The following is an 18,858-nucleotide window of genomic DNA, read 5'->3' on the forward strand; positions in this document are numbered from 1 at the left end:
GCCCGCAGGGAGGCTTCGTATCGGGGTGCAGGGCGGGGGCTGGGTGCCTCGATCGTTGGGTGCAGCGGCTGCGGTTTGGTTGGTGGGTGGGGCTGCGCCGCGATGTGGCGTTGAGGGGCGGGCCGGGTGGTCTGTGAAGGGCTCCTTGAGGGAATCTAAGTCCGTGAAGGGGCCACTCACGGCCGGGTGGCGGTCGTGAGAGGCCCCCGCACGCTTTATCGGCCTGGTAGGTGGCGCAGGAGTTTCATGCTCAGGGTCATGAAGCGGGCCCACAGTGAGCCGGGTATGCCCTTGGGTGGGCGCAGAGCCAGGCCGCGTTGTACGGCGATGGACTGTGGTTCCGTGTACTTCAGCAGGCCTTCCGCGCCGTTGCGGCGGCCGGCACCGGATTCCTTCATGCCGCCCATCGGGACGCCGACCGTGCCGAACGTTGCTGCGTAGCCCTCGTTTACGTTGACCGTGCCTGCCTTCAGGCGGGCGGCTACTTCCCAACCGGCGCGGCCGTTTCGGGTCCATACGCTTGCGTTCAGTCCGAACGGGGTGTCGTTCGCTCGCTCGATCGCGTCGGTCACGTCGCTGAATCCGTAGATCGACACGACCGGGCCGAAGGTTTCCGAAGCGAACGGGGTCATTCCTGGGCGTACATCGGTCAGCACGGTCGGCTCGTAGAAGAGCGGTCCGAGGTCTGGCCGGGGGCGTCCGCCGGTCAGGACGCGCGCGCCCTTTGCTCGGGCGTCTTCTACGTGGGCGGTCACCGTTTCCAGCTGGCTCTTCGACGTCAGCGAACCCATTCCGGCGTGGTAGTCCAGCGAACCGCCGAGTCGCAGGGCTGCCGTTCGCGCCACGAACTCGCGGGTGAACTCTTCGCGGATACTGTCGTGGACGTAGATCCGCTCGACCGAAACACACAGCTGGCCCGCGGACGAGAAACATGCGGTGACCGCGCCGGCGGCGGCCTTGGCGATGTCCGCGTCCGGCAGCACGATCATCGGGTTCTTGCCGCCCAGTTCCAGCGAGTAGCTGGTCAGCCGCTGTGCGATGCGGCCCGCCAGGTCCTTGCCGGTCGGGGTGGAGCCGGTGAAGCACAGGTAGTCGCATTCTTCCAGCAGCGCGTTGCCGATCTGCGAGCCCCGGCCCAGCACGATCTGCCACAGACCGGCGGGCAGCCCGGCTTCTTCGGCCAGTTCCTGCAGCCACAGGGCGGACAGCGCGGTTTGGTTGTCCGGCTTCTGCACGACCGCGTTCCCGGCGACGAGAGCGGGGAAGACGTCCATCGCGGTCAACGCCAGCGGATAGTTCCAGGGCGAGATGATCCCGACGACGCCCTTGGGGTGGCGCAGTTCGCCGGCTCGGGTAAGGCCGGGGATCACGCCGGGGGCGCGGCGCGGGGAGAGGATTTTCGCGCTGTGCTTGCCGTAGTAAGCCGCGACCAGCACGGTGGCGCTGACCTCGTCGAACGCGTCGATCCGGGCCTTGCCCGCTTCGACCTGGACCAGATCGAGGACCTCCGCCTGGCGGGCGAGGACCAGGTCGTGCAGGCGTACGAGGAACTGCTGACGTCGAGCCACCGGCAGAGCTGCCCACTCGCGTTGCGCTTCGCGAGCGGAGGCGAACGCGGCACGTACTTCGGCGTCGTCGGCCTGGGGGAGGGAGGCGATCGGCTGCCCGGTGAAGGGTGCGGTCATCTGCACCGGGGCGTTGTCGGCGCCACCGGTCACGCGGGCTACGAGTGCGGCCGCGCGGGACGCGGACGGGGCGCCTGCTACGCCGCCGACGGTTGCGGGCAGGGGCTGGCCGGTGAGGTTCGCCGGGGTCGTACTCGTCATCGAGCGCACCTTCTTCCGTGCGGGGCCGGGTGTTACCGACGAGTACACCATACCGACGGTATGGACACTAGTCGCCCGAGTACAGCAGCACGGCGATCCGCTTCCACTCCTCCAGCAGCTGGCGGCGCCGGCGCGGGTCGCCGCCCAGTTCGGCGTCCAGGGCGAGGCCCCGGGTGAGGTTCACGGTGAGCCAGAACAGCATCTCCGCACGCTCTTTCGGCAGGTCGCCGGCCACCTCGCTGATGTGTTCCAGGGTCGCCCGGCCCAGCGCGCGGTCCACCGGCCGGATCGCCGCGCGCAGTTCCGGATCGGTGCGGGCGGCCACCCACAGCTCGGTCACCGCGGTGGACAGCGTGCCCGAATAGCCCTCCCAGAGCAGGTCGATCGCCGCCGCGACGCCGGACGCACCGCCCGGCAGCGAGCCGAGCGAAGCGGTGAGCTGGGTCCGCAGCTTCGTGGTGAGGTGCTCGACCGCGGCAGCCATCAGCTCCGCCTTGGTGGCGAAGTAGTGCTGCACCGCGCCCTTCGAGACGCCCGCGCGGGTGCAGATCTCCTGCACCGACGCCCGCGAGTACCCGATGTCGACCAGGCAGTCGATCGTCGCGTCCAGCAGGGCGGTGCGCGTCTGCTCGCGGCGTTCGGCCTGGGTGCGGTGTCCCCGGGCGACCTCGGTCATCGCGGCTCCTGCTTTACGTACCGGACGGGTGGGATGTACATTCCGCTCAGAACTTACCTGCCAAGCGTCATGTTTTCCAGTTCGCGGGAGGCCCAGCCGTGCCGTTGCAGATCCAGAAGAGCTCGTGGAGCACCATCGAACTCGAAGACCTCCGGGAGCTCGCCCGGTCGTTCCTGCAGAAGGAATTCGTGCCGAACCAGGAGCGCTGGGCGGCGGAGAAGAAGCTCGACCGGGAAATCTGGACGAAGGCGGGCGAACTCGGCCTGCTGTGCCTGTCGATCCCGGAGGAGTACGGCGGGGGCGGCGGCACGTTCGCGCACGAGGCCGTGCTGTACGAGGAGCAGGCCCGGGCCGGGGACAGCGCGTGGGGCGTTACCGTCCACAGTGGAATCGTGGCGCACTACCTCCTGGCGTACGCGTCGGAAGAGAAGAAGCGCGAGTGGCTGCCGAAGATGGCCACCGGCGAAATGGTCGGCGCGATCGCGATGACCGAGCCCGGCACTGGTTCAGACCTCCAGAACATCAAGACCCGCGCGGTCCGCGACGGCGACCACTACGTGATCAACGGCGCGAAAACGTTCATCACCAACGGTTTCCACTCCGACCTCGTCGTGGTCGCGTGCAAGACCGACCCGGACGCCGGTGCGCAGGGCGTCTCGCTGATCGTGGTCGAGACCGATACCCCGGGCTTCCGCCGCGGCCGCGTGCTCGACAAGGTCGGGCTCAAGGGACAGGACACCGCCGAGCTGTTCTTCGACGACGTCCGCGTGCCCGCCGCGAACCTGCTCGGCGACGCCGAGGGTCAGGGCTTCATCCAGCTGATGCTGCAACTGCCGCAGGAACGGCTAATCATCGCGGTGACCGCGGTGGCCGGGCTGGAGGCCGCGGTGAACCTGACCATCGACTACACCAAGGAACGCACGGCGTTCGGCCGCCCGATCTTCAACTTCCAGAACACGAAGTTCAAGCTCGCCGAGGCGGCGACGGAAGCCGCGGTGGCGCGCGCGTTCCTCGACCAGTGCATCGAACGGCATCTTCGCGGCGAACTTGACGTGCAAGGCGCGGCGATGGCGAAACTCTGGACGACCGAGCGGGTCAACAAGGTCGTCGACGACTGCCTGCAGCTCTTCGGCGGCTACGGCTACATGACCGAGTACCCGATCGCGCGGGCCTGGGCGGACGTGCGGATTTCCCGGATCTTCGGCGGCACCAGCGAGATCATGAAGGAAATCATCTCCCGCACGCTCTGAAAACCCGTTGCTGCGAAAGGACTTCCCGTGAAACAAGGTCCGCTCGCCGGGCTGCGGGTGGTGGAGCTGGCCGGACTCGCGCCGGCTCCGTTCGCCTGCATGATCCTGGCCGACCTCGGCGCCGACGTGATCCGCGTCGACCGCGCCACCCCGGGCGAAGACGTGCTCGGCTTCCCGAACGACCCGCTCGCCCGCGGCAGGCGGTCGGTCGGGGTGAACACGAAAACGCCCGAGGGCGTCGAGCTGGTGCTGAAGCTGGCCGAACGCGCCGACGTGCTGATCGAAGGATTCCGGCCGGGCGTCGCGGAACGGATGGGCATCGGCCCGGAGCAGGTGCAGGCGCGCAACCCTCGGCTCGTGTACGGCCGGATGACCGGCTGGGGCCAGGACGGCCCGCTCGCCTCGGCGGCCGGGCACGACATCAACTACATCGCCGTCGCCGGCGCGCTCGACCCGATCGGCCGGGCAGGCGAACGCCCGGTCCCGCCGCTCAACCTGGTCGGCGACTTCGGCGGCGGCGGCCTGATGCTCGCGATGGGCGTGCTGGCCGCGCTGCACGAGCGCACGACGTCCGGGCGCGGCCAGGTCGTCGACGCGTCGATGGTGGAAGGCGCCGCGCTGCTGACCACGAGCCTGCACGGGATGCGCGCGGCGGGCGTGTGGCCGGGGGAGCGCGGCGAAAACCTCCTCGACAGCGGTGCCCCGTTCTACGACACCTACGAGACCGCGGACGGCAAGTACGTCGCCGTCGGCGCGATCGAAATGCGGTTCTGGGCGGACCTGGTCAAGGTGCTCGGGCTGGAGGACGAAGACCTGCCGTTCCACCTGGACCAGAGAGAGTGGCCGCGGCTGCGCAAGATCCTGGCCGGAGCGATCGGCCAGTTCTCCCGCGACGAACTGGTCGCACGGGCGGAAGGCACCGACGCCTGCCTTGCCCCGGTGCTGTCGCCGTGGGAAGCCGCCGCGCATCCGCAGAACGCGGCGCGCGGGACGTTCGCGGAAATCGGCGGCACGGTGCAGCCCGCGCCGGCGCCGCGCTTCGACCGGACGCCCGCGGCCACGCCGGAAGCGCCGCACGAGAAGGGCGCGGACACCGCGGAAGTGCTGGCGGAGCTGGGATACGACGACGAGGGGATCGCGACGCTGCGGGAGGCGGGCGCCATCGCGTGAAGGCGGTTGTCCGCCCCGGCAATGCTCGCGCGAGCTGTCGGGGCGGGCGAGGCTGCTCGCGCCGACCTGCCGCCGCGCGCACCACTCACGACGGAAGGTCGGACCGGATCACCGAATAGAGGATGTGGTCGCGCCACTGCCCATCGCGGAAATCGAACCCGCGCAGGATTCCCTCGCGGGTGAACCCGGCCTTCTCCAGCGAACGCTGCCCGGCCCGGTTGCCGACCTCGGTGCTGGCCTCGACGCGGTTGAACTGCGTGTGCGCGAACAGGTAGCGCACGAGTTCCCGCTGCGCTTGCGCGCCGAGGCCGTGCCCGCGCGCCTCCGGCAGCAGGACCATGCCGATGTTCCAGCAGTAGGTGTGCGGGCCGGTCCGCGTGCGATGCCACGACACGAGCCCGAGCGGGCGTTCGTCGAGCGTGGGGACGAGCATGCCGTTGTCGGTGGTCAGCATGCCGTTTTCGCGCCAGAGCCGGCGCACGTAGCCGGGGTCGTGCCAGCCGAACCACTGGTGCTCGCCGACCGTCTCCGGGTCGTTGGTCAGGGCTTCCAGCAGACCCAGATCGGACTCGCGCACCGGGCGGAGAGTCACTGCGCCGTCGTCCATCGCCGGAGCCTATCGGGGGCGCGCTCCCGACCCCGGTCACCCGATGGTGACCGGGGTCACTCGGCCGTGAGCTTTCTGGCCGGATCGGGGCGTGCGACGGGCCATTCCGGCGCGTCGTCACTACAGTGGGAGCCGACTCTGCCGAGGCGGGGCCGGCGTCCGCCCGGGCGCCGGGGGAGCGGAGGGGAACGAACCCATGTCGAGCGGCCTGAAGAAGATCGTCGTCGTCGGAGTGGTCGCGCTCGTGCTGTTCTTCCTGATCACGCAGCCCACCAACTCCGCGGCCTTCGTGCACCGCGTGCTCGGCTGGCTCAAGGACGGCGCCGAAGCGATCGTCACCTTCTTCAAGACCCTCTTCGCCTGACCCCGTTTCCTCGCGCTCCGGACCGCTTCCGCGTGCGGTCCGGCCAGCTGGTCACGCTTTGTCACCGGATCCCGGGATTCGGGCACTTCGCTCGACCATCCGGGTGGATTGGCCCCTGAAACCGCCTGGTCACGGAATTTCCGGGGTCCGGGGTATGGCGGAGAAAGCGGGTGCCGCCCTACGGTGCTCACATTGCGTGATCAGCCGGTTCTCCGGGTCCCCCGGGAACCGGGTAACGGCGGGTTTTCGGCCCGGTCACGCGTGGGGAGCCAATCGTGGACGCGCAACGGGGCAGGCGCTGCAAATGCCTGCCCGTCGGGGACCGATGAGGAGGCAGGGATGACCGGAGATCCCGGAGTGGACGCGTTGATCCGGCAGTGGTCGGCCGAGCGCGAGAAGACCCCCGAGGAGCAGGAGGTCGACCGCATCGCTTCGGCCTGGCTGGCCGACGCGCCGGCCGCTCCGCCCGGCATCCCCGGCCAGCGCGCCCGGTCCGGACCCGCCCGCTGGGCCCCGGTCGAGGCCGCCGACCCCGGCTACCTCGACGCGATGCGCGCCCGGCTTCCGGAGGTCCCGGAAGAACTGCTCGTCGCCGCCGCCGGCTGGTGGCAGATGGTCGGCGACGTCGCCGAAGCCGAGCAATGGTGGGACGCCGGGATCAGCCCGCTGGACCAGCGCGCCCTGGACTACCGGGCGGCCGGTCTCGCACCGTCCGACCTCGCGCGCCGGCTCGGCCCGATGACGGTCCTGCAGCACCTCCGCCGGGGCAGCGCGCCCGCGTGGTGCGTCGCGCGGCTGGCGCGGCAGCAGAAGCCTGCCTGATCGTTCGCTGGTCTCTTCTTCGCGGTGTCCGCGGCGGTGGAGGGACTGTTCGCGGGGTTCCTGGCTGTGGCTCGGGGCGGCGGAAGTCTGCCTGGTCGTGCGCTGGTCTTTTCTTCGCGGTGTGCGCGGCGGTGTAGGGAGCGCTCTCTGGATTCCTGGCCGCGCCTCGCGGCGGCAGAAGCCTGTTTGAACAGCTGTGTGGCCTGGTCGGTGAATCGGCCAGGCCACACGGCGTTTTCCCGCCGGTGTCGCCGGTTCGAAGCGACCAGGACAGCGGCGGAAGTTTCCCGGCCAACCGCATCCTCGGCGCAGGGCTCGCGGGGTTTGTGCGGCGGCGAGAGTCCACCTGTCGGAACCCGGACTACCCGGCCGGGTGAACCGGCGTGGCGGGGGACCTGACGATGCGCGCGTAACGCTAACCTGCGCGGGCTCGTTGAGTGTTGCGAACCCCAAGCCAGCTGGAGGACCGGAGTTTCGTGCCCGCCACCGGACAGACCCCCGACACCGCGCGGACCGGGGACGAGACCGCGGCTCCCGCTGCCGCCCCCTCGCCCGCTCGTCGCGGCCACGGCGCCGCGCTCGCGGTGCGGCTCGCCGTCGTCGTCGCGGTGCTCGCGGTCGCGGGCGGCGGGGTCTGGATCGTCACCCGGGCGGCTGCCCCGGAAGCCAGTCCCACCACGACCGACATCCCGGCGCTGAGCGTCAAGGCGGTCGACGTCAAACCCGGTTCGATCGCGCCGGTCAACGCCGTCGTCGCGGGCGGGGCGGCGGACCAGGGCACCGCGCCGCAGTCGGCGCGCCCGACCGGCGGCGACCCGCTGCAGGCCTGGGCGGACAAGGTCGCGCCGGTCACCGGCATCCCGGCCCGGGCAGTACGCGCGTACGGCAACGCGGAACTCGCGATGCGCGAGGTCGACCGCGGCTGCCACATCTCCTGGGCGACGCTCGCCGGCATCGGCCGCATCGAGTCCAACCACGGCCAGTACGGCGGAGCGGTCCTCGGCGCGGACGGCCGCCCGTCGAAACCGATCATCGGCGTTCCGCTCGACGGTTCCCCCGGCGTCCGGGCGATCGGCGACACCGACGGCGGTCAGCTCGACGGCGACCCGCTCGCGGACCACGCGGTCGGCCCGATGCAGTTCATCCCCAGCACCTGGCGGAAATGGGCGTCGGACGCCACCGGCGACGGCCGCGCGGACCCGCAGCAGATCGACGACGCCGCCCTGACCGCCGCCCGCTACCTGTGCGCGGGCGGCCGCGACATGTCCAGCCCGGCGGGCTGGTGGTCGGGGATCCTGTCGTACAACAACTCGACCGAGTACGCGCAGAAGGTCTTCGGCCTGGCCGACGGCTACGCGAAGGCGGCGCAGAAGGTGCAAGCGGGCTGACCTCGGACCGTTCGCCGCTTCCTGCTCGCTTTTTTGCCCCGCGAGGGGCTTCTTCACCTGCCGCTGAGCCCGGCAGGTTTTCCCACCTCTCGCCGTCGGTCCGTGAAGGGCTCCTTGCGGGAATCAGCTTCCTTCAAGGAGCCCTTCACGGACCATGGCCGGGCAGGTTGCCTGGCCTTCGGTTGGTCGTGAAGGGCCCCTTCAGGGACGTGGCTTTCTTCAGCGGGTCCGTCACGGATCACGGCCGGGCGGGGTGCCTCGACCTTGGTCTGGTCGTGCGGGCTCCTTCACGGCCCTGGATCCTCCATGGGCCTTCACGGATCTAGGCCGGGCGGGGCGTCGCGGGGTTGGACTGGTCGTGAGGGGCTCCTTCACGGACCTGGTTCCTTCGGGGGCCTTCGCGGGTCTAGGCGGGGCGGGGTGTCCGGGCCGTTGGTCTGGTTGTGAGGGGGTCCTTCAGGGACTTGGATTCCTTCGGGGGCCTTCGCGGGTCTAGGCGGGGCGGGGTGTCCGGGCCGTTGGTCTGGTTGTGAGGGGCTCCTTCACGGACCTCGATTCCCTCAAGGGGCCCTTCACGGACCTCGCGCCAATGCCGCATCGGAGCGACCGGCCCGGGCCGCGGCGTCGGCGGGGCGGGCCCGGCGGGCAAGACCCCGGGCCCCGGCGACGGCGGCGAGCGCCGGGTGGGGCCCCGGTCACGACGTCGCCGCCTCTCAGGAACGGTTTTCCCGGCCAGTGCTAGCGTCGAGAGCGTGTCCGCAGATCCCGGCCCGGCCGCGTCCCCGCTCGGGCGCCGGCTCCTGATCGTCGCCACGTGCGTCGTGAGCCTGGCGCTGTGCTGCGGGCTGGCCTGGTGGCAGTGGGACCGGTTCACGTCCGCCACCGGCACCTTCCAGAACCTCGGCTACGTGCTGCAATGGCCCCTGTTCGGACTGTTCCCCGCGTTCATGTTCTGGCGCATCAAGAAGCTGCGCGAACGCGAAGAGGCAGCCGCCGAGCAGGGCGAACAGACCCCGGCCGCCCCGGCCCCGGCGCCGGTTCGCGTGCCTGTCCCGCGACCGGCCGCGGCTCCCGTCGAAGAAGACGACGAGCTCGCCGCCTACAACCGCTACCTGCGCGAGCTCAACGCCCGCGACCAGCAGTCCTGAACGCCCGCGGAAGTGAGGACGCTCCCATGACGACCAGCACCGACGGTGCCGCCCCGACTCGCCAGTCGAAGGTGTCCGGCTCGCTGACGCGGTTCCGCGCCAGCGCGTACGTGACCGGTGTCGGCCTGCTCGCCCTGTGCGCCACCATGATCATCGAGTACGGCTTCGGCAACGCCACGCCGGCCGAGGTGTACTCGCCGATCCACGGCGTGCTCTACATGATCTACCTGGTGCTCACCATCGACCTCGCGATCAAGGCCCGCTGGTCGATCAAGAGCACGGTGCTGGTGCTGCTGGCCGGATGCGTCCCGTTCGTGTCGTTCGTCGTCGAGCGCCGGGTGACCCACCGGGTGCAGGCCGGACGCGACATCTTCTGAGCCACGAAAAAACCGCGGCTCCCGGAACCTCCGGGAGCCGCGGTTTTTTCGTGGGGGAATCAGGAGCCGAAGCCGACGCCGGTCAGCGACCGGACCTCCATCTCCGCGTGCTTGGCCGGGTCGCTCTTCGCGCGGCCGACGAACGTGCCGATCGCGCCGCACAGGAACGACACCGGGATGGACACCAGGCCCGGGTTCTTCAGCGGGAACCAGTGGAAGTCGATGCTCGGGAAGATCGAGTCCGAGGCGCCCGACACCACCGGCGAGAACAGCACCAGCACGACGCACGCGATGAGCCCGCCGTAGATGCTCCACAGGGTTCCGGTGGTGTTGAACCGTTTCCAGAACAGCGAGTACAGCAGGGTCGACAGGTTCGCCGACGCCGCCACCGCGAGCGCGAGCGCCACGAGGAACGCGATGTTCTGGCCGTTGGCGAGGATGCCGCCGACGATGGCGAACACGCCGATCACCACCGCGGTGAGCCGGGCGACCCGGACCTCGTCCTCCGGGTCCGCCTTGCCGCGCTTGACGACGTTCGCGTAGACGTCGTGCGCGAAGGAGGCGGACGCGGTCAGCGTCAGCCCGGCCACCACGGCGAGGATCGTCGCGAACGCGACTGCCGAGATGATGCCGAGCAGCACTGTGCCGCCCACGTGCAGGGCCAGCAGCGGCGCGGCCGAGTTCTCGCCGCCGGGCGCGGCCTTGATCTCGTCCGGCCCGACGATCGCCGCCGCGCCGAAGCCGATCACCAGCGTGCACAGGTAGAACACGAACATGCACGCGGTCGCCCACACCACCGAGCGGCGCGCCTCGCGGGCGTTCGGCACGGTGTAGAAGCGCATCAGCACGTGCGGCAGCGAGGCGACGCCGAGCACCAGGGCCAGCGACAGCGACACGAAGTCGAGCTTCGTGGTTCCGTTCTTGCCGTAGGAGCCGCCGGGGGAGAGCAGGTCCTTGCCCATCGGGCTGCGGTCGGCGGGCGCGCGCAGCAGGCTGGAGAAGTTGAAGCCGTACTTGCCCATCAGGAACACCGTGATCAGCGTCGCCGCGGTGAGCAGGATGGTGGCCTTGATGATCTGCACCCAGGTGGTGCCCTTCATGCCGCCGAGCAGCACGTAGGAGATCATCACCAGCCCGACCACGGTGATCACCAGCGCCTGGCCCCACTTGGAGTGGACGTCCAGCAGCAGCGCGACCAGGCCGCCCGCGCCGGCCATCTGCGCGAGCATGTAGAAGAAGGAGATCACCAGCGTCGACGTGGCCGACGCGGCGCGCACCGGACGCTGCTTCATCCGGAAGCTGAGCACGTCGCCCATCGTGAAGCGGCCGGTGTTGCGCAGCAGTTCCGCGAGCAGCAGCAGGTCGACGAGCCACGCGACGAGGAAGCCGATGGAGTAGAGGAAGCCGTCGTAGCCGTTGATCGCGATCGCGCCGGCGATGCCGAGGAACGACGCCGCGGACAGGAAGTCGCCGGACAGCGCGACGCCGTTCTGCCTTCCGGTGAAGGCGCTGTCGGCGGTGTAGTAGCCCGACGTGGACGAGCGGCGGTTGCCCGCGCGGTAGACGACGTACAAGGTGATCGCGACGAACAGCGCGAAGACCCCGGTGTTGATCAACGGGTTGCTCGCCGAAGCTCCGTCGGCGAGCCAAGCGGTAGTCACTGAGGGGTTCCTTCCGGGACAGCGGCGGCCTGCGCGCGGATTTCGGCGGCGCGCGGGTCCATCTCGCGGTCGGCGAAGCGGACGTACAGCGCGGTGATGACCGCGGTGGTGACGAACTGGCCGAGGCCGAGCAGCATGCCGACGTTGACCAGGCCGAAGACCGGCGTGCTCATGAACTCGCCGGCGTAGGCGGCGAGCACGACGTAGACGAGGTACCAGACGAAGAACCCGATGCTCATCGGGAACACGAACCGGCGGAAGCGGCTGCGCAGCGAGCGGAACTGGGGGCTGCGCTGGATCTGCTCGTAGTCCGGGCCGCGCTTGCGGCGCCTGCCGCGCGGGACGGCGTCGCCTCCTTCGCGGTTGAACAGCGCGGGCATCTGGCCGGTGTCCTCGGCCGCGGAGGCCGGTCCGGTGGTGCGCGCGACGTTGTGCATGGCTGCCTCCGGCAACTTGCGCGGTGGATGGCGGCGGGCATCGTTCGAGAAAGCGCCCGGATCGCCCTTGCGGACTGGGAGGCGGCCATAGTAACGACGCCGCCGGAACGCGGAAAAAGCCGGTTCGCGAGGGCACCGGAAATTCCTTTTCGCCCCGGGAAATGGCGGTAAACGGCACGTCCGGGCAGATCACAGGCTGATCACTCGGAATAGTGAGCGCCGATGTCACGCGGAGTCGCCGGGTCCGCTCCGGGTTGCGGCAGATGGCGGAGTGACGGGCCGGTCAAGATCCAATACGGTGACCGGTCGTAGCCGCCGGGCGGGGCGGCCGCTCCGCTTCGGCGGGCAGGCCCGCGGCCGGGCGGGGATTCCCAGGCAGGGAAGGGAGGCTGGCAAAAATCACCGGGTCGAGCGGCGCGTCGCTGCATCTCCACAACATCGGGTTCAACTTCCGGGGGCGCCCACCCGACGGGGGCACGGAGCGTAGTCCCATCGAGGGTGTTGCTTACCCTGTGTGGGCTAATCGGGTGACGGCCGGACGCCGAGGCCGAGAGCGGCGGGTAACCGGAATTCCCGTGCCGGGCGACCGCTGCCGAATCCGCGGCTCCGAGTTTCCGCGTTCCGACTATTTTCCCAGGTCAGCCCCCCGGTGCGGAACGCAATAACGCAGGCGGCGATTGGTGTACGATTCTTTGGCCCCAGCCGCCCGCAGCGATCGATAGGCGCAGACAAGTTGATCTCGACCACCGCCGTGCAGTCCGCAAGTTGCGTCGTGCACGTGCATAGTCCCGGGAAGCCGATCGCCTCCCGGACCGGTGAAGGATCGACCCGGTCGTGCCGGCCCCCGGTCGGACGCGCGGGCAGGCGGACCGGGGGACTCCGCGCCGGGAGCGCGCCGCGCACCGGGCGCGCGGAGGGCCGCGGGGACCGCCGACGGGCCGCCACGACGCCGGACAGGGAGTCACTTTCGTGACCGTTGCAGGAGAAGGCCAAGTGCCTGTGGAGAAGCTGCTCGGCCGCCCGCCCAAGCGGCCGCGCTGGTCGTCGGGCTGGCGGGCGGCGTTGCGCTGGCGGGACTGGAGCCTGCCGGTCAAGCTGTCCGCGGTCACGATCGTCCCCATCGTGCTCGCGCTCGTCCTGGGCATCACCGCCATCGCGGGCCAGGTCTCGCGGTCGAGCGACTACCAGCGGATCGACCGGCTCGTCGCGCTGAGCACCCAGCTGCGCGCGCTCACCGACGGGCTGCAGCGCGAGCGCACCCAGACCGCCTCCCAGCTCATCGCGGGCACCTCGGGCGTCACCCCGGAACTGAAGGCCGCCCGCGCCGCCACCGACGCCGCGGTCGCGCCGTTCACCGAGGCGGCCGCCCGGGTCGGGGCCGACGGCTCGAGCGTCTCCGGCGCGGTGAACTCGGCGACCGCGCAGGTCAACGAGATCGCGGTGATCCGCCAGCAGGTCGGAGCCGGCCTGCTGAACGCGGCCGAGGCGGTCGGCGACTACAACGCCGTCACCAGCGCGCTGATCGGCGCGGACACCGCGGTGTCCGCGGGCGCCAGCGCCGACGCGCTCGGCAGCACCCCGAGTGCCCTGCACGACCTCGAAGCGGCCAAGGAACAGGTGTCGGTCACCCAGTCCCTGGTCGCCTACGGCATCTCCGCGGGCACGCTGACCCCGCAGCAGCTGAGCGACGTGCGCGACGCGGAACTGCGGTTCGACGACCGGGTCGCCGACTTCAACGCCGCCGCCACCGCGCCGCAGCGCCTCGACTTCGAGAGCACGATCAAGCCGGACACCTCCTACGACCGCAAGCGGATGCTCGGCACCGTGCTCGGCGGCCAGGGCGTTTCCACCGAGGACGCGCTCAAGCGGATTTCGCCGCAGGAGTGGGCGAACGCCTCGAACGCGGTGACCGCGCAGCTGACCGAGGTCGCCGGCCGGATGAGCGCCGACCTCACCGCCGCGTCGTCCTCGCTGGTCGAGGACGCCGGCAGCAGCGCCGGTCTGCTGGCCGTGCTGCTGTTCGCGGCGCTCGTCGCCGCCGCCGCGGTCGTGTTCGTCATCTCCCGCCAGCTGCTGCGCTCGCTGAAGGTGCTGCGGCGCAGCGCGCTGGACGTCGCGGAGAAGGACCTGCCCGAGGCGGTCCGCAACATCCAGGAGGGCCGCGCGCAGAGCGTCGAGGTCGAACCGGTGCCGGTCCAGGTGCAGGACGAGGTCGGCGAGGTCGCGCGGGCGTTCGAGAAGGTGCACAGCCAGGCGCTGAAGCTGGCGACCGAACAGGCCGCCATGCGCGCCGGCTACAGCAGCGTGTTCGTCAACCTGTCGCGGCGCAGCCAGAGCCTCGTGCAGCGGCAGCTGCAGCTGATCGAGCGGCTGGAGCGCGACGAGGAGGACGCCGACCAGCTCGCCACGCTGTTCCAGCTCGACCACCTCGCCACCCGGATGCGGCGCAACAACGAGAACCTGATGGTCCTCTCCGGCGCCGAGCCGGGCCGTCGTTCCGGGCAGCCGGTCACCGTGCACGACGTGCTGCGCGCCGCGGTCTCGGAAATCGAGCAGTACCAACGGGTTTCGGTGCAGCACCCGCCCGCGGTGAAGATCGTCGGGTTCGCCGCGAGCGACGTCCAGCGGCTCATCGCGGAGCTGCTGGACAACGCGACCGCGTTCTCCGCGCCGGAAACCCAGGTGACGGTCGCGACGCGGCTCGCCGAGGACGGTTCGCTCAACGTCGACATCCTCGACAAGGGCATCGGCATGAACGAGTACGAGGTGGTGGAGGCCAACGGCCGGCTCACCGACTCGGGCTCGGTCGACCTCGCGACCTCGCGCCGGATGGGCCTGTTCGTGGTCGGCCGCCTGGCCGGCCGCCACCGCATCGGCGTTTCGCTGCACGGCGGCAAGGACATCGTCGGCGTGCGGGCCACCGTGGTGGTGCCTCCGGAACTGGTGATGACCGGGCTCGCCACGACGCCCGGCGACCGGTCGGAACCCGGGCAGCTGCCCGGTCCCAAGGCGAGCCTCGCCGCCCCGCCCGCCGCGCCCGGCGGACTGCCGCGGCGCCAGCGCCCGGCCAACGGATCGGCCGTGCCGGGTCTCGTCCCGCAGCAGGGCGGCAATTCCGACGAGACGCAGCGGTGGCCCTCGGCCGGCGACCTCGCCGGCTTCTCCGGGGACAAGGTCGCGCGTCCGCCGTCGGACCTCGAGGTGTCCGGCACCGCGCTGTTCAGCCCGATCCCGCGCGACGACGACGCACCCGTCCCGCCGCCGCCCGCGCCGAAGCTGCCGCAAACCGTCGACGTCCCGCCGCCGCGTCCGGAGCCCGAACCGGAACCGGCCGCGGAAACCCGCGACGAGCGCGACGGCGAACTGCCCTCGGGCAAGGACCTGTTCTCCGCGGCCAACGCGACGACGCTGAGCGACTGGTGGAACCAGGCCGCGCAGCAGGTGCCGGAAGTCCCGCCGCCGTCCGCGGCCGAGACGACGATCGAGAACACGCCGATCTTCGACGAGATGCTGTCGGCCTGGTTCCGTTCGCCCGCGCAGCCTTCCTCCGGCGGATCTTCCGCGCCCGCGTCCGGCAAAGCCGCCGCGGAGCCGGAAGCGGAGCAGGAACAGCAGCAGCGCAACTGGGATTTCGCCAGCGACGAAAACTGGCGGACCGTGCAGGCTCTGTCCCAAGTGGAGCCGACCGCGTTCACGAAGTCGGGTCTTCCCCGGCGCCGCCGCGGCGAACAGCTCATGCCGGGCAGCGCCACGCCGGAACCGGCGGCCCCCGCGGCCGAAACGCAGGGCAGCGACCTTCCGGTCCGCGACCCGGCGGACGTGCGGGGACGGCTGAACAGCTTCCAGCGCGGCGTCACCCGCGGCCGCCAGGAGGTCCGCGGGGCCGTGCCGGAAACCACTGGCACCGCCGCGGATTCCGGTGCCGCGGACGCGTCGAGCGCCACGACGACGCCGTCTCCGGAGCGGGCTCGCGCCCACGACGCGGCGATCCGGCGGAGGCAGACGGTCGCCGGCGCGTTCGGCGTTCCCTCGGAGCAGAACCGTCCCGGCGGGATGCCGCAGCGCACCCCGGGTTCGGCCGCTCCGTTCGGCCAGCCCGCGACGGACGCGCCCGCCGCGTTCGGCGGACGGCCCGCGGACGCGGACTCGCCGGACGAGACGGCTCCGGTCCAGGCCGTGCCCCCGGCGTTCGACCCGGACGGCGGCTGGCCGCGCCAGGAGCCCGCCGCGCGCACGGAACTGCCCGCGCCGCAACCGAACCCCACCGTCCGGCCGGAGAAGCCGGACACCCTGCCGACCCGCCGCAAGGGCGCGAGCAGCCTTCCGCCCGCCCCGCCGACCGCCGACCCGAACCAGGTCCCGGCGGCGGTGGCCGGGCTCGAGGCCGCGGTCTCCGGCACCGGGCAGACCCCCGCCTCGCAGGCGGCGCAGGCCTCGGCCAACGGCCAGACCGCGACGCCGGAGAAGACGGACAGCCCGGCTTCTCCGAACGGCCAGGCTTCCGAGACGGCCGCGCCGCAAGGCACGGAGCAGACCTCCTTGTGGGGCAAGCCCGCCGAGGGTGCGGGCGCGGGATTGACGACGTGGCGCGCCGCCACCCCGAGCCGGCCCGCGGAGAACGCCGAGTCCGGCGCGAAGGCGGACCAGGCTCCGGCGCAAGGGCTGGCCGGGGGACTGGGCCAGACCCGCGTGCCCGGACAGAACCTCCCGGGCCAGTCCGCGACCCAAGGCCAGACCGGGTTGTGGGGACAGCCGCTGGTGCCCGGACCGGCCCCGTCGCGCGAGTCCTCGACCGGGCAGGACGCCCCGAAGACCCCGTCCGCGCCGTCCGGTTCGGACGGTTCGGCAAGCCCCTCCCCGACTCCCGCCGAAGGCGCCACCGAATGGAACTTCGGTTCCGACGAAGGGTGGCGGACCGTCCAGTCGGTGTCCCAGTCGACACCGTCCTCGTTCACTTCGGCAGGATTGCCTCGGCGCCGCCGAGGAGAACAGCTTCTTCCCGGCAGCGCCCCGCCGCCCGCCGGGTCGGCGAGCCCCCGTCCGTCCCGCGATGCGCACGACGTGCGCGGTCGCCTGAGCAGTTTCCAGCAGGGGATCCAGCGCGGCAGGCACCGCACCGCGCAGGCCGCTGAGAAGAACCACGAAACATTGGAGGGTGAATGACCTCGCCGAATGCGGCCCAGCCGCAGCAGAACCAGTTCGGCTGGCTGGTGAACGACTTCGCCGACCGCGTCCCGGGCGTCGCGCACGCGGTCGTCGTGTCCGCCGACGGCCTCCTGCTGACGGCCTCCAACCGGCTGCCGCTCGACCGCGCCGACCAGCTCGCCGCCGTGGCGTCCGGGCTCGTCAGCCTCACCCAGGGCGCCGCCCGCTGTTTCGAGGCGGGCGCGGTGCGCGAGACCGTCGTCGAGATGGAACTCGGCATCATGGTGCTGATGTCCATCAGCGACGGCTCCTGCCTGGCGATCCTCGCCGCGCCCAACTGCGACATCGGGCAGGTCGCCTACGAGATGACGATGCTCGTCGACCGCGTCGGCCAGATCCTGACCCCCGAGCTGCGCGCGCAGCTGCAGGGCGCCGGGGGCTCGCTGATCGGCGAACCGGTGGGATGATGGCGCGATGAGCCAGGGGTCCGGATTGTTCGGCGAAGAGCCCGGTACCGGCGGCGAACCCCCGCGCGGGGAGGAGCCCGCCGCCGGGGACGACGGCACGTTCGCCGACGTCCTCAACGGGTTCAGCCTGGATTCGGGCCGCTCGCGCAGAAAACGGAAGAAGAGCGGCAAAGAAAAGAAGGAATCCCAGTCCCCAGCGCCGCCCGCCGCGGGAGCGCACGCGGCAGCGGACCCGCCGGCGGCACCCGTGCCGCCGGCCGACCAAGGAGATGGTGTGACCTCTCTCGTCTCTCCACCGGGCAGTACGGACTCCGACGGCCCCAGACCAGGCGGGCTCTTCGACCCGGGACCGCCGAGCGGCGAGTTCTCGATGCCGTCGGCGATCGCCCGGCCCGAGCGCCACGATCGGGTGGACCCGGCCGAGGAGACGTCGATCGTGCGCCCGTACGCTCTCACCGGCGGGCGCACCCGGGCGAACTACGCGCTCGAACTGGAGACTCTGATCTCCACCAAGGACCATGTCGCCGCCGGGGGCTTCCCCCAGGCGGCGGCGGAACAGATCGAGAGCATCTCGATCATGGAGGCGTGCCGGACCCCGCGTTCGGTGGCGGAGATCGCCGCGGAGCTGTCCGTGCCGCTGGGGGTGGCGAGGGTGCTGATCAGCGACGCGGCCGACGCCGGCCTCGTCACCGTGCACCGGACGATCTCGGGCCAGGACGGCGCCGAAGCACACTTGATGTTGATGGAAAGGGTTTTGAGTGGACTCCGTCGGCTTTAAGGCACCGCGGGAAACCGCGCCCCCGACCATGACATCGGCGAAGATCGTGGTGGCGGGCGGCTTCGGAGCGGGCAAGACGACCTTCGTGGGCTCGGTGTCGGAAATCGTTCCGCTCACCACCGAGGCGATGATGACCGACGCCAGCCGCGGCATCGACAACCTCGACCAGACCCCGTACAAGACCACCACCACGGTCGCCATGGACTTCGGCCGCGTCTCGCTCGACGCGGACCTCATCCTCTACCTGTTCGGCACGCCCGGGCAGCAGCGGTTCTGGTTCATGTGGGACGACCTGGTGCGCGGCGCCATCGGAGCGGTCGTGCTCGCCGACACCCGCCGCCTCGCGGACTCGTTCGCGCCGATCGACTTCTTCGAAGACCGCGGCCTGCCCTACATCGTCGGCGTGAACACGTTCGACGGCGTGCTGGAACACGACATCAACGATGTGCGAGAAGCGTTGTCGATCGACGCGAGCATCCCGATCGTCCGGTGCGACGCCCGGGAGCGGGAATCGACCAAGCAGACGCTGATCACGCTGGTCGAGTACGCGATGCGGCAGTGGATCGCGCTCAGGGCCGCTAAAGCCCACCAGTAGTTAGCCGGGCTCGGGTCGGGTGGTCTGGCGCGGCAAACTGTGTTTGATGGCGCCGACTCCGTCGGCGCGGCGGGATCGCCTTTAAGTCGGCGTGTGGAGGGGCAGTGCGCCCGGCCCGGGGGGCCGTGCACACTGCCCCTCCACACG

The 18,858-nt window shown here is 71.0% G+C and carries 16 protein-coding genes; 11 read left to right on the forward strand and 5 right to left on the reverse strand.

Translation table 11 applies throughout. From position 1 onward, the window contains the following. Positions 1-215: 215 nt before the first annotated feature. Positions 216-1,826, reverse strand: coding sequence for a succinic semialdehyde dehydrogenase (locus L942_RS06570; protein WP_037356244.1), 1,611 nt, complete (start codon positions 1,824-1,826; stop codon positions 216-218). A 67-nt stretch (positions 1,827-1,893) separates the two neighbouring features. Further along, positions 1,894-2,502: a TetR/AcrR family transcriptional regulator gene (locus tag L942_RS06575; protein WP_037356246.1), complete on the reverse strand. Its 609-nt coding sequence runs from the start codon at positions 2,500-2,502 to the stop codon at positions 1,894-1,896. A 98-nt stretch (positions 2,503-2,600) separates the two neighbouring features. On the opposite strand from L942_RS06575, the gene L942_RS06580 reads away from it, so the two are divergent. After that, positions 2,601-3,752, forward strand: coding sequence for an acyl-CoA dehydrogenase family protein (locus L942_RS06580; RefSeq protein WP_037356249.1), 1,152 nt, complete (start codon positions 2,601-2,603; stop codon positions 3,750-3,752). A 27-nt stretch (positions 3,753-3,779) separates the two neighbouring features. Next, positions 3,780-4,922, forward strand: a complete 1,143-nt coding sequence (locus L942_RS06585; RefSeq protein WP_037356252.1) for a CaiB/BaiF CoA transferase family protein — start codon at positions 3,780-3,782, stop codon at positions 4,920-4,922. An 85-nt stretch (positions 4,923-5,007) separates the two neighbouring features. Here L942_RS06585 and L942_RS06590 read toward each other — a convergent pair whose 3' ends face one another. Then, the gene (locus tag L942_RS06590) at positions 5,008-5,529 is read right to left on the reverse strand and encodes a GNAT family N-acetyltransferase (protein WP_037356254.1); all 522 of its coding nucleotides are present in this window, start codon (positions 5,527-5,529) and stop codon (positions 5,008-5,010) included. Between the two features lie 196 nt (positions 5,530-5,725). Between L942_RS06590 and L942_RS44850 the strand changes: the two genes are divergently transcribed. The 5 genes from L942_RS44850 (at position 5,726) to L942_RS06610 (ending at position 9,628) form a co-directional block, all read left to right on the forward strand. Beyond that, positions 5,726-5,893 carry a hypothetical protein gene (locus L942_RS44850; protein ID WP_200862723.1) on the forward strand — a complete coding sequence of 56 codons (168 nt, stop codon included), beginning with the start codon at positions 5,726-5,728 and terminating at the stop codon, positions 5,891-5,893. A 339-nt stretch (positions 5,894-6,232) separates the two neighbouring features. Then, positions 6,233-6,715: a hypothetical protein gene (locus L942_RS06595; protein ID WP_037356257.1), complete on the forward strand. Its 483-nt coding sequence runs from the start codon at positions 6,233-6,235 to the stop codon at positions 6,713-6,715. 476 nt (positions 6,716-7,191) lie between these two features. Beyond that, positions 7,192-8,103 (forward strand): lytic transglycosylase domain-containing protein, encoded by a 912-nt coding sequence (locus L942_RS06600; protein ID WP_037356259.1) that lies wholly within the window; start codon positions 7,192-7,194, stop codon positions 8,101-8,103. Between the two features lie 752 nt (positions 8,104-8,855). Then, positions 8,856-9,251 carry a hypothetical protein gene (locus L942_RS06605; RefSeq protein ID WP_440201298.1) on the forward strand — a complete coding sequence of 132 codons (396 nt, stop codon included), beginning with the start codon at positions 8,856-8,858 and terminating at the stop codon, positions 9,249-9,251. 26 nt (positions 9,252-9,277) lie between these two features. Further along, positions 9,278-9,628 carry a DUF3817 domain-containing protein gene (locus L942_RS06610; RefSeq protein WP_037356262.1) on the forward strand — a complete coding sequence of 117 codons (351 nt, stop codon included), beginning with the start codon at positions 9,278-9,280 and terminating at the stop codon, positions 9,626-9,628. Between the two features lie 59 nt (positions 9,629-9,687). On the opposite strand, the gene L942_RS06615 is transcribed toward L942_RS06610, so the two are convergent. Then, on the reverse strand, positions 9,688-11,289 hold the full coding sequence (locus L942_RS06615; protein WP_037356265.1) for a solute symporter family protein: 1,602 nt from the start codon (positions 11,287-11,289) through the stop codon (positions 9,688-9,690). Then, positions 11,286-11,726, reverse strand: coding sequence for a DUF485 domain-containing protein (locus L942_RS06620; protein WP_037356268.1), 441 nt, complete (start codon positions 11,724-11,726; stop codon positions 11,286-11,288). Before L942_RS06620 ends, L942_RS06615 begins: the two co-directional genes overlap by 4 nt. 993 nt (positions 11,727-12,719) lie before the next feature. Between L942_RS06620 and L942_RS06625 the strand changes: the two genes are divergently transcribed. Genes L942_RS06625 through L942_RS06640 form a run of 4 tightly spaced genes read left to right on the forward strand, consistent with a single transcriptional unit; the run spans position 12,720 to position 18,711 of the window. Further along, a complete protein-coding gene (locus tag L942_RS06625; RefSeq protein WP_037356271.1) occupies positions 12,720-16,889 on the forward strand; it encodes a sensor histidine kinase in 4,170 nt (1,389 codons plus the stop codon). Next, positions 16,886-17,338: a roadblock/LC7 domain-containing protein gene (locus L942_RS06630; RefSeq protein ID WP_009075317.1), complete on the forward strand. Its 453-nt coding sequence runs from the start codon at positions 16,886-16,888 to the stop codon at positions 17,336-17,338. Before L942_RS06625 ends, L942_RS06630 begins: the two co-directional genes overlap by 4 nt. 7 nt (positions 17,339-17,345) lie before the next feature. Next, entirely contained in the window at positions 17,346-18,116 is a 771-nt protein-coding gene (locus tag L942_RS45220) for a DUF742 domain-containing protein (RefSeq protein ID WP_235078923.1), read from the forward strand. Further along, complete coding sequence (locus L942_RS06640; protein ID WP_081654960.1) at positions 18,097-18,711, forward strand: GTP-binding protein; 615 nt, start codon at positions 18,097-18,099, stop codon at positions 18,709-18,711. Before L942_RS45220 ends, L942_RS06640 begins: the two co-directional genes overlap by 20 nt. Positions 18,712-18,858 lie beyond the last annotated feature (147 nt).

The sequence above is a fragment of the Amycolatopsis orientalis DSM 43388 genome, from assembly GCF_000411975.1.
GTDB lineage: Bacteria > Actinomycetota > Actinomycetes > Mycobacteriales > Pseudonocardiaceae > Amycolatopsis > Amycolatopsis orientalis_D.

Bases quoted from the DNA above. Each gene is read 5' to 3' on its own strand.
- L942_RS06570 (WP_037356244.1), bottom strand. From the start codon at position 1,826: ATGACGAGTACGACCCCGGCGAACCTCACCGGCCAGCCCCTGCCCGCA.
- L942_RS06575 (WP_037356246.1), bottom strand. From the start codon at position 2,502: ATGACCGAGGTCGCCCGGGGACACCGCACCCAGGCCGAACGCCGCGAG.
- L942_RS06590 (WP_037356254.1), bottom strand. From the start codon at position 5,529: ATGGACGACGGCGCAGTGACTCTCCGCCCGGTGCGCGAGTCCGATCTG.
- L942_RS44850 (WP_200862723.1), top strand. From the start codon at position 5,726: ATGTCGAGCGGCCTGAAGAAGATCGTCGTCGTCGGAGTGGTCGCGCTC.
- L942_RS06595 (WP_037356257.1), top strand. From the start codon at position 6,233: ATGACCGGAGATCCCGGAGTGGACGCGTTGATCCGGCAGTGGTCGGCC.
- L942_RS06610 (WP_037356262.1), top strand. From the start codon at position 9,278: ATGACGACCAGCACCGACGGTGCCGCCCCGACTCGCCAGTCGAAGGTG.
- L942_RS06620 (WP_037356268.1), bottom strand. From the start codon at position 11,726: ATGCACAACGTCGCGCGCACCACCGGACCGGCCTCCGCGGCCGAGGAC.
- L942_RS06630 (WP_009075317.1), top strand. From the start codon at position 16,886: ATGACCTCGCCGAATGCGGCCCAGCCGCAGCAGAACCAGTTCGGCTGG.
- L942_RS45220 (WP_235078923.1), top strand. From the start codon at position 17,346: ATGAGCCAGGGGTCCGGATTGTTCGGCGAAGAGCCCGGTACCGGCGGC.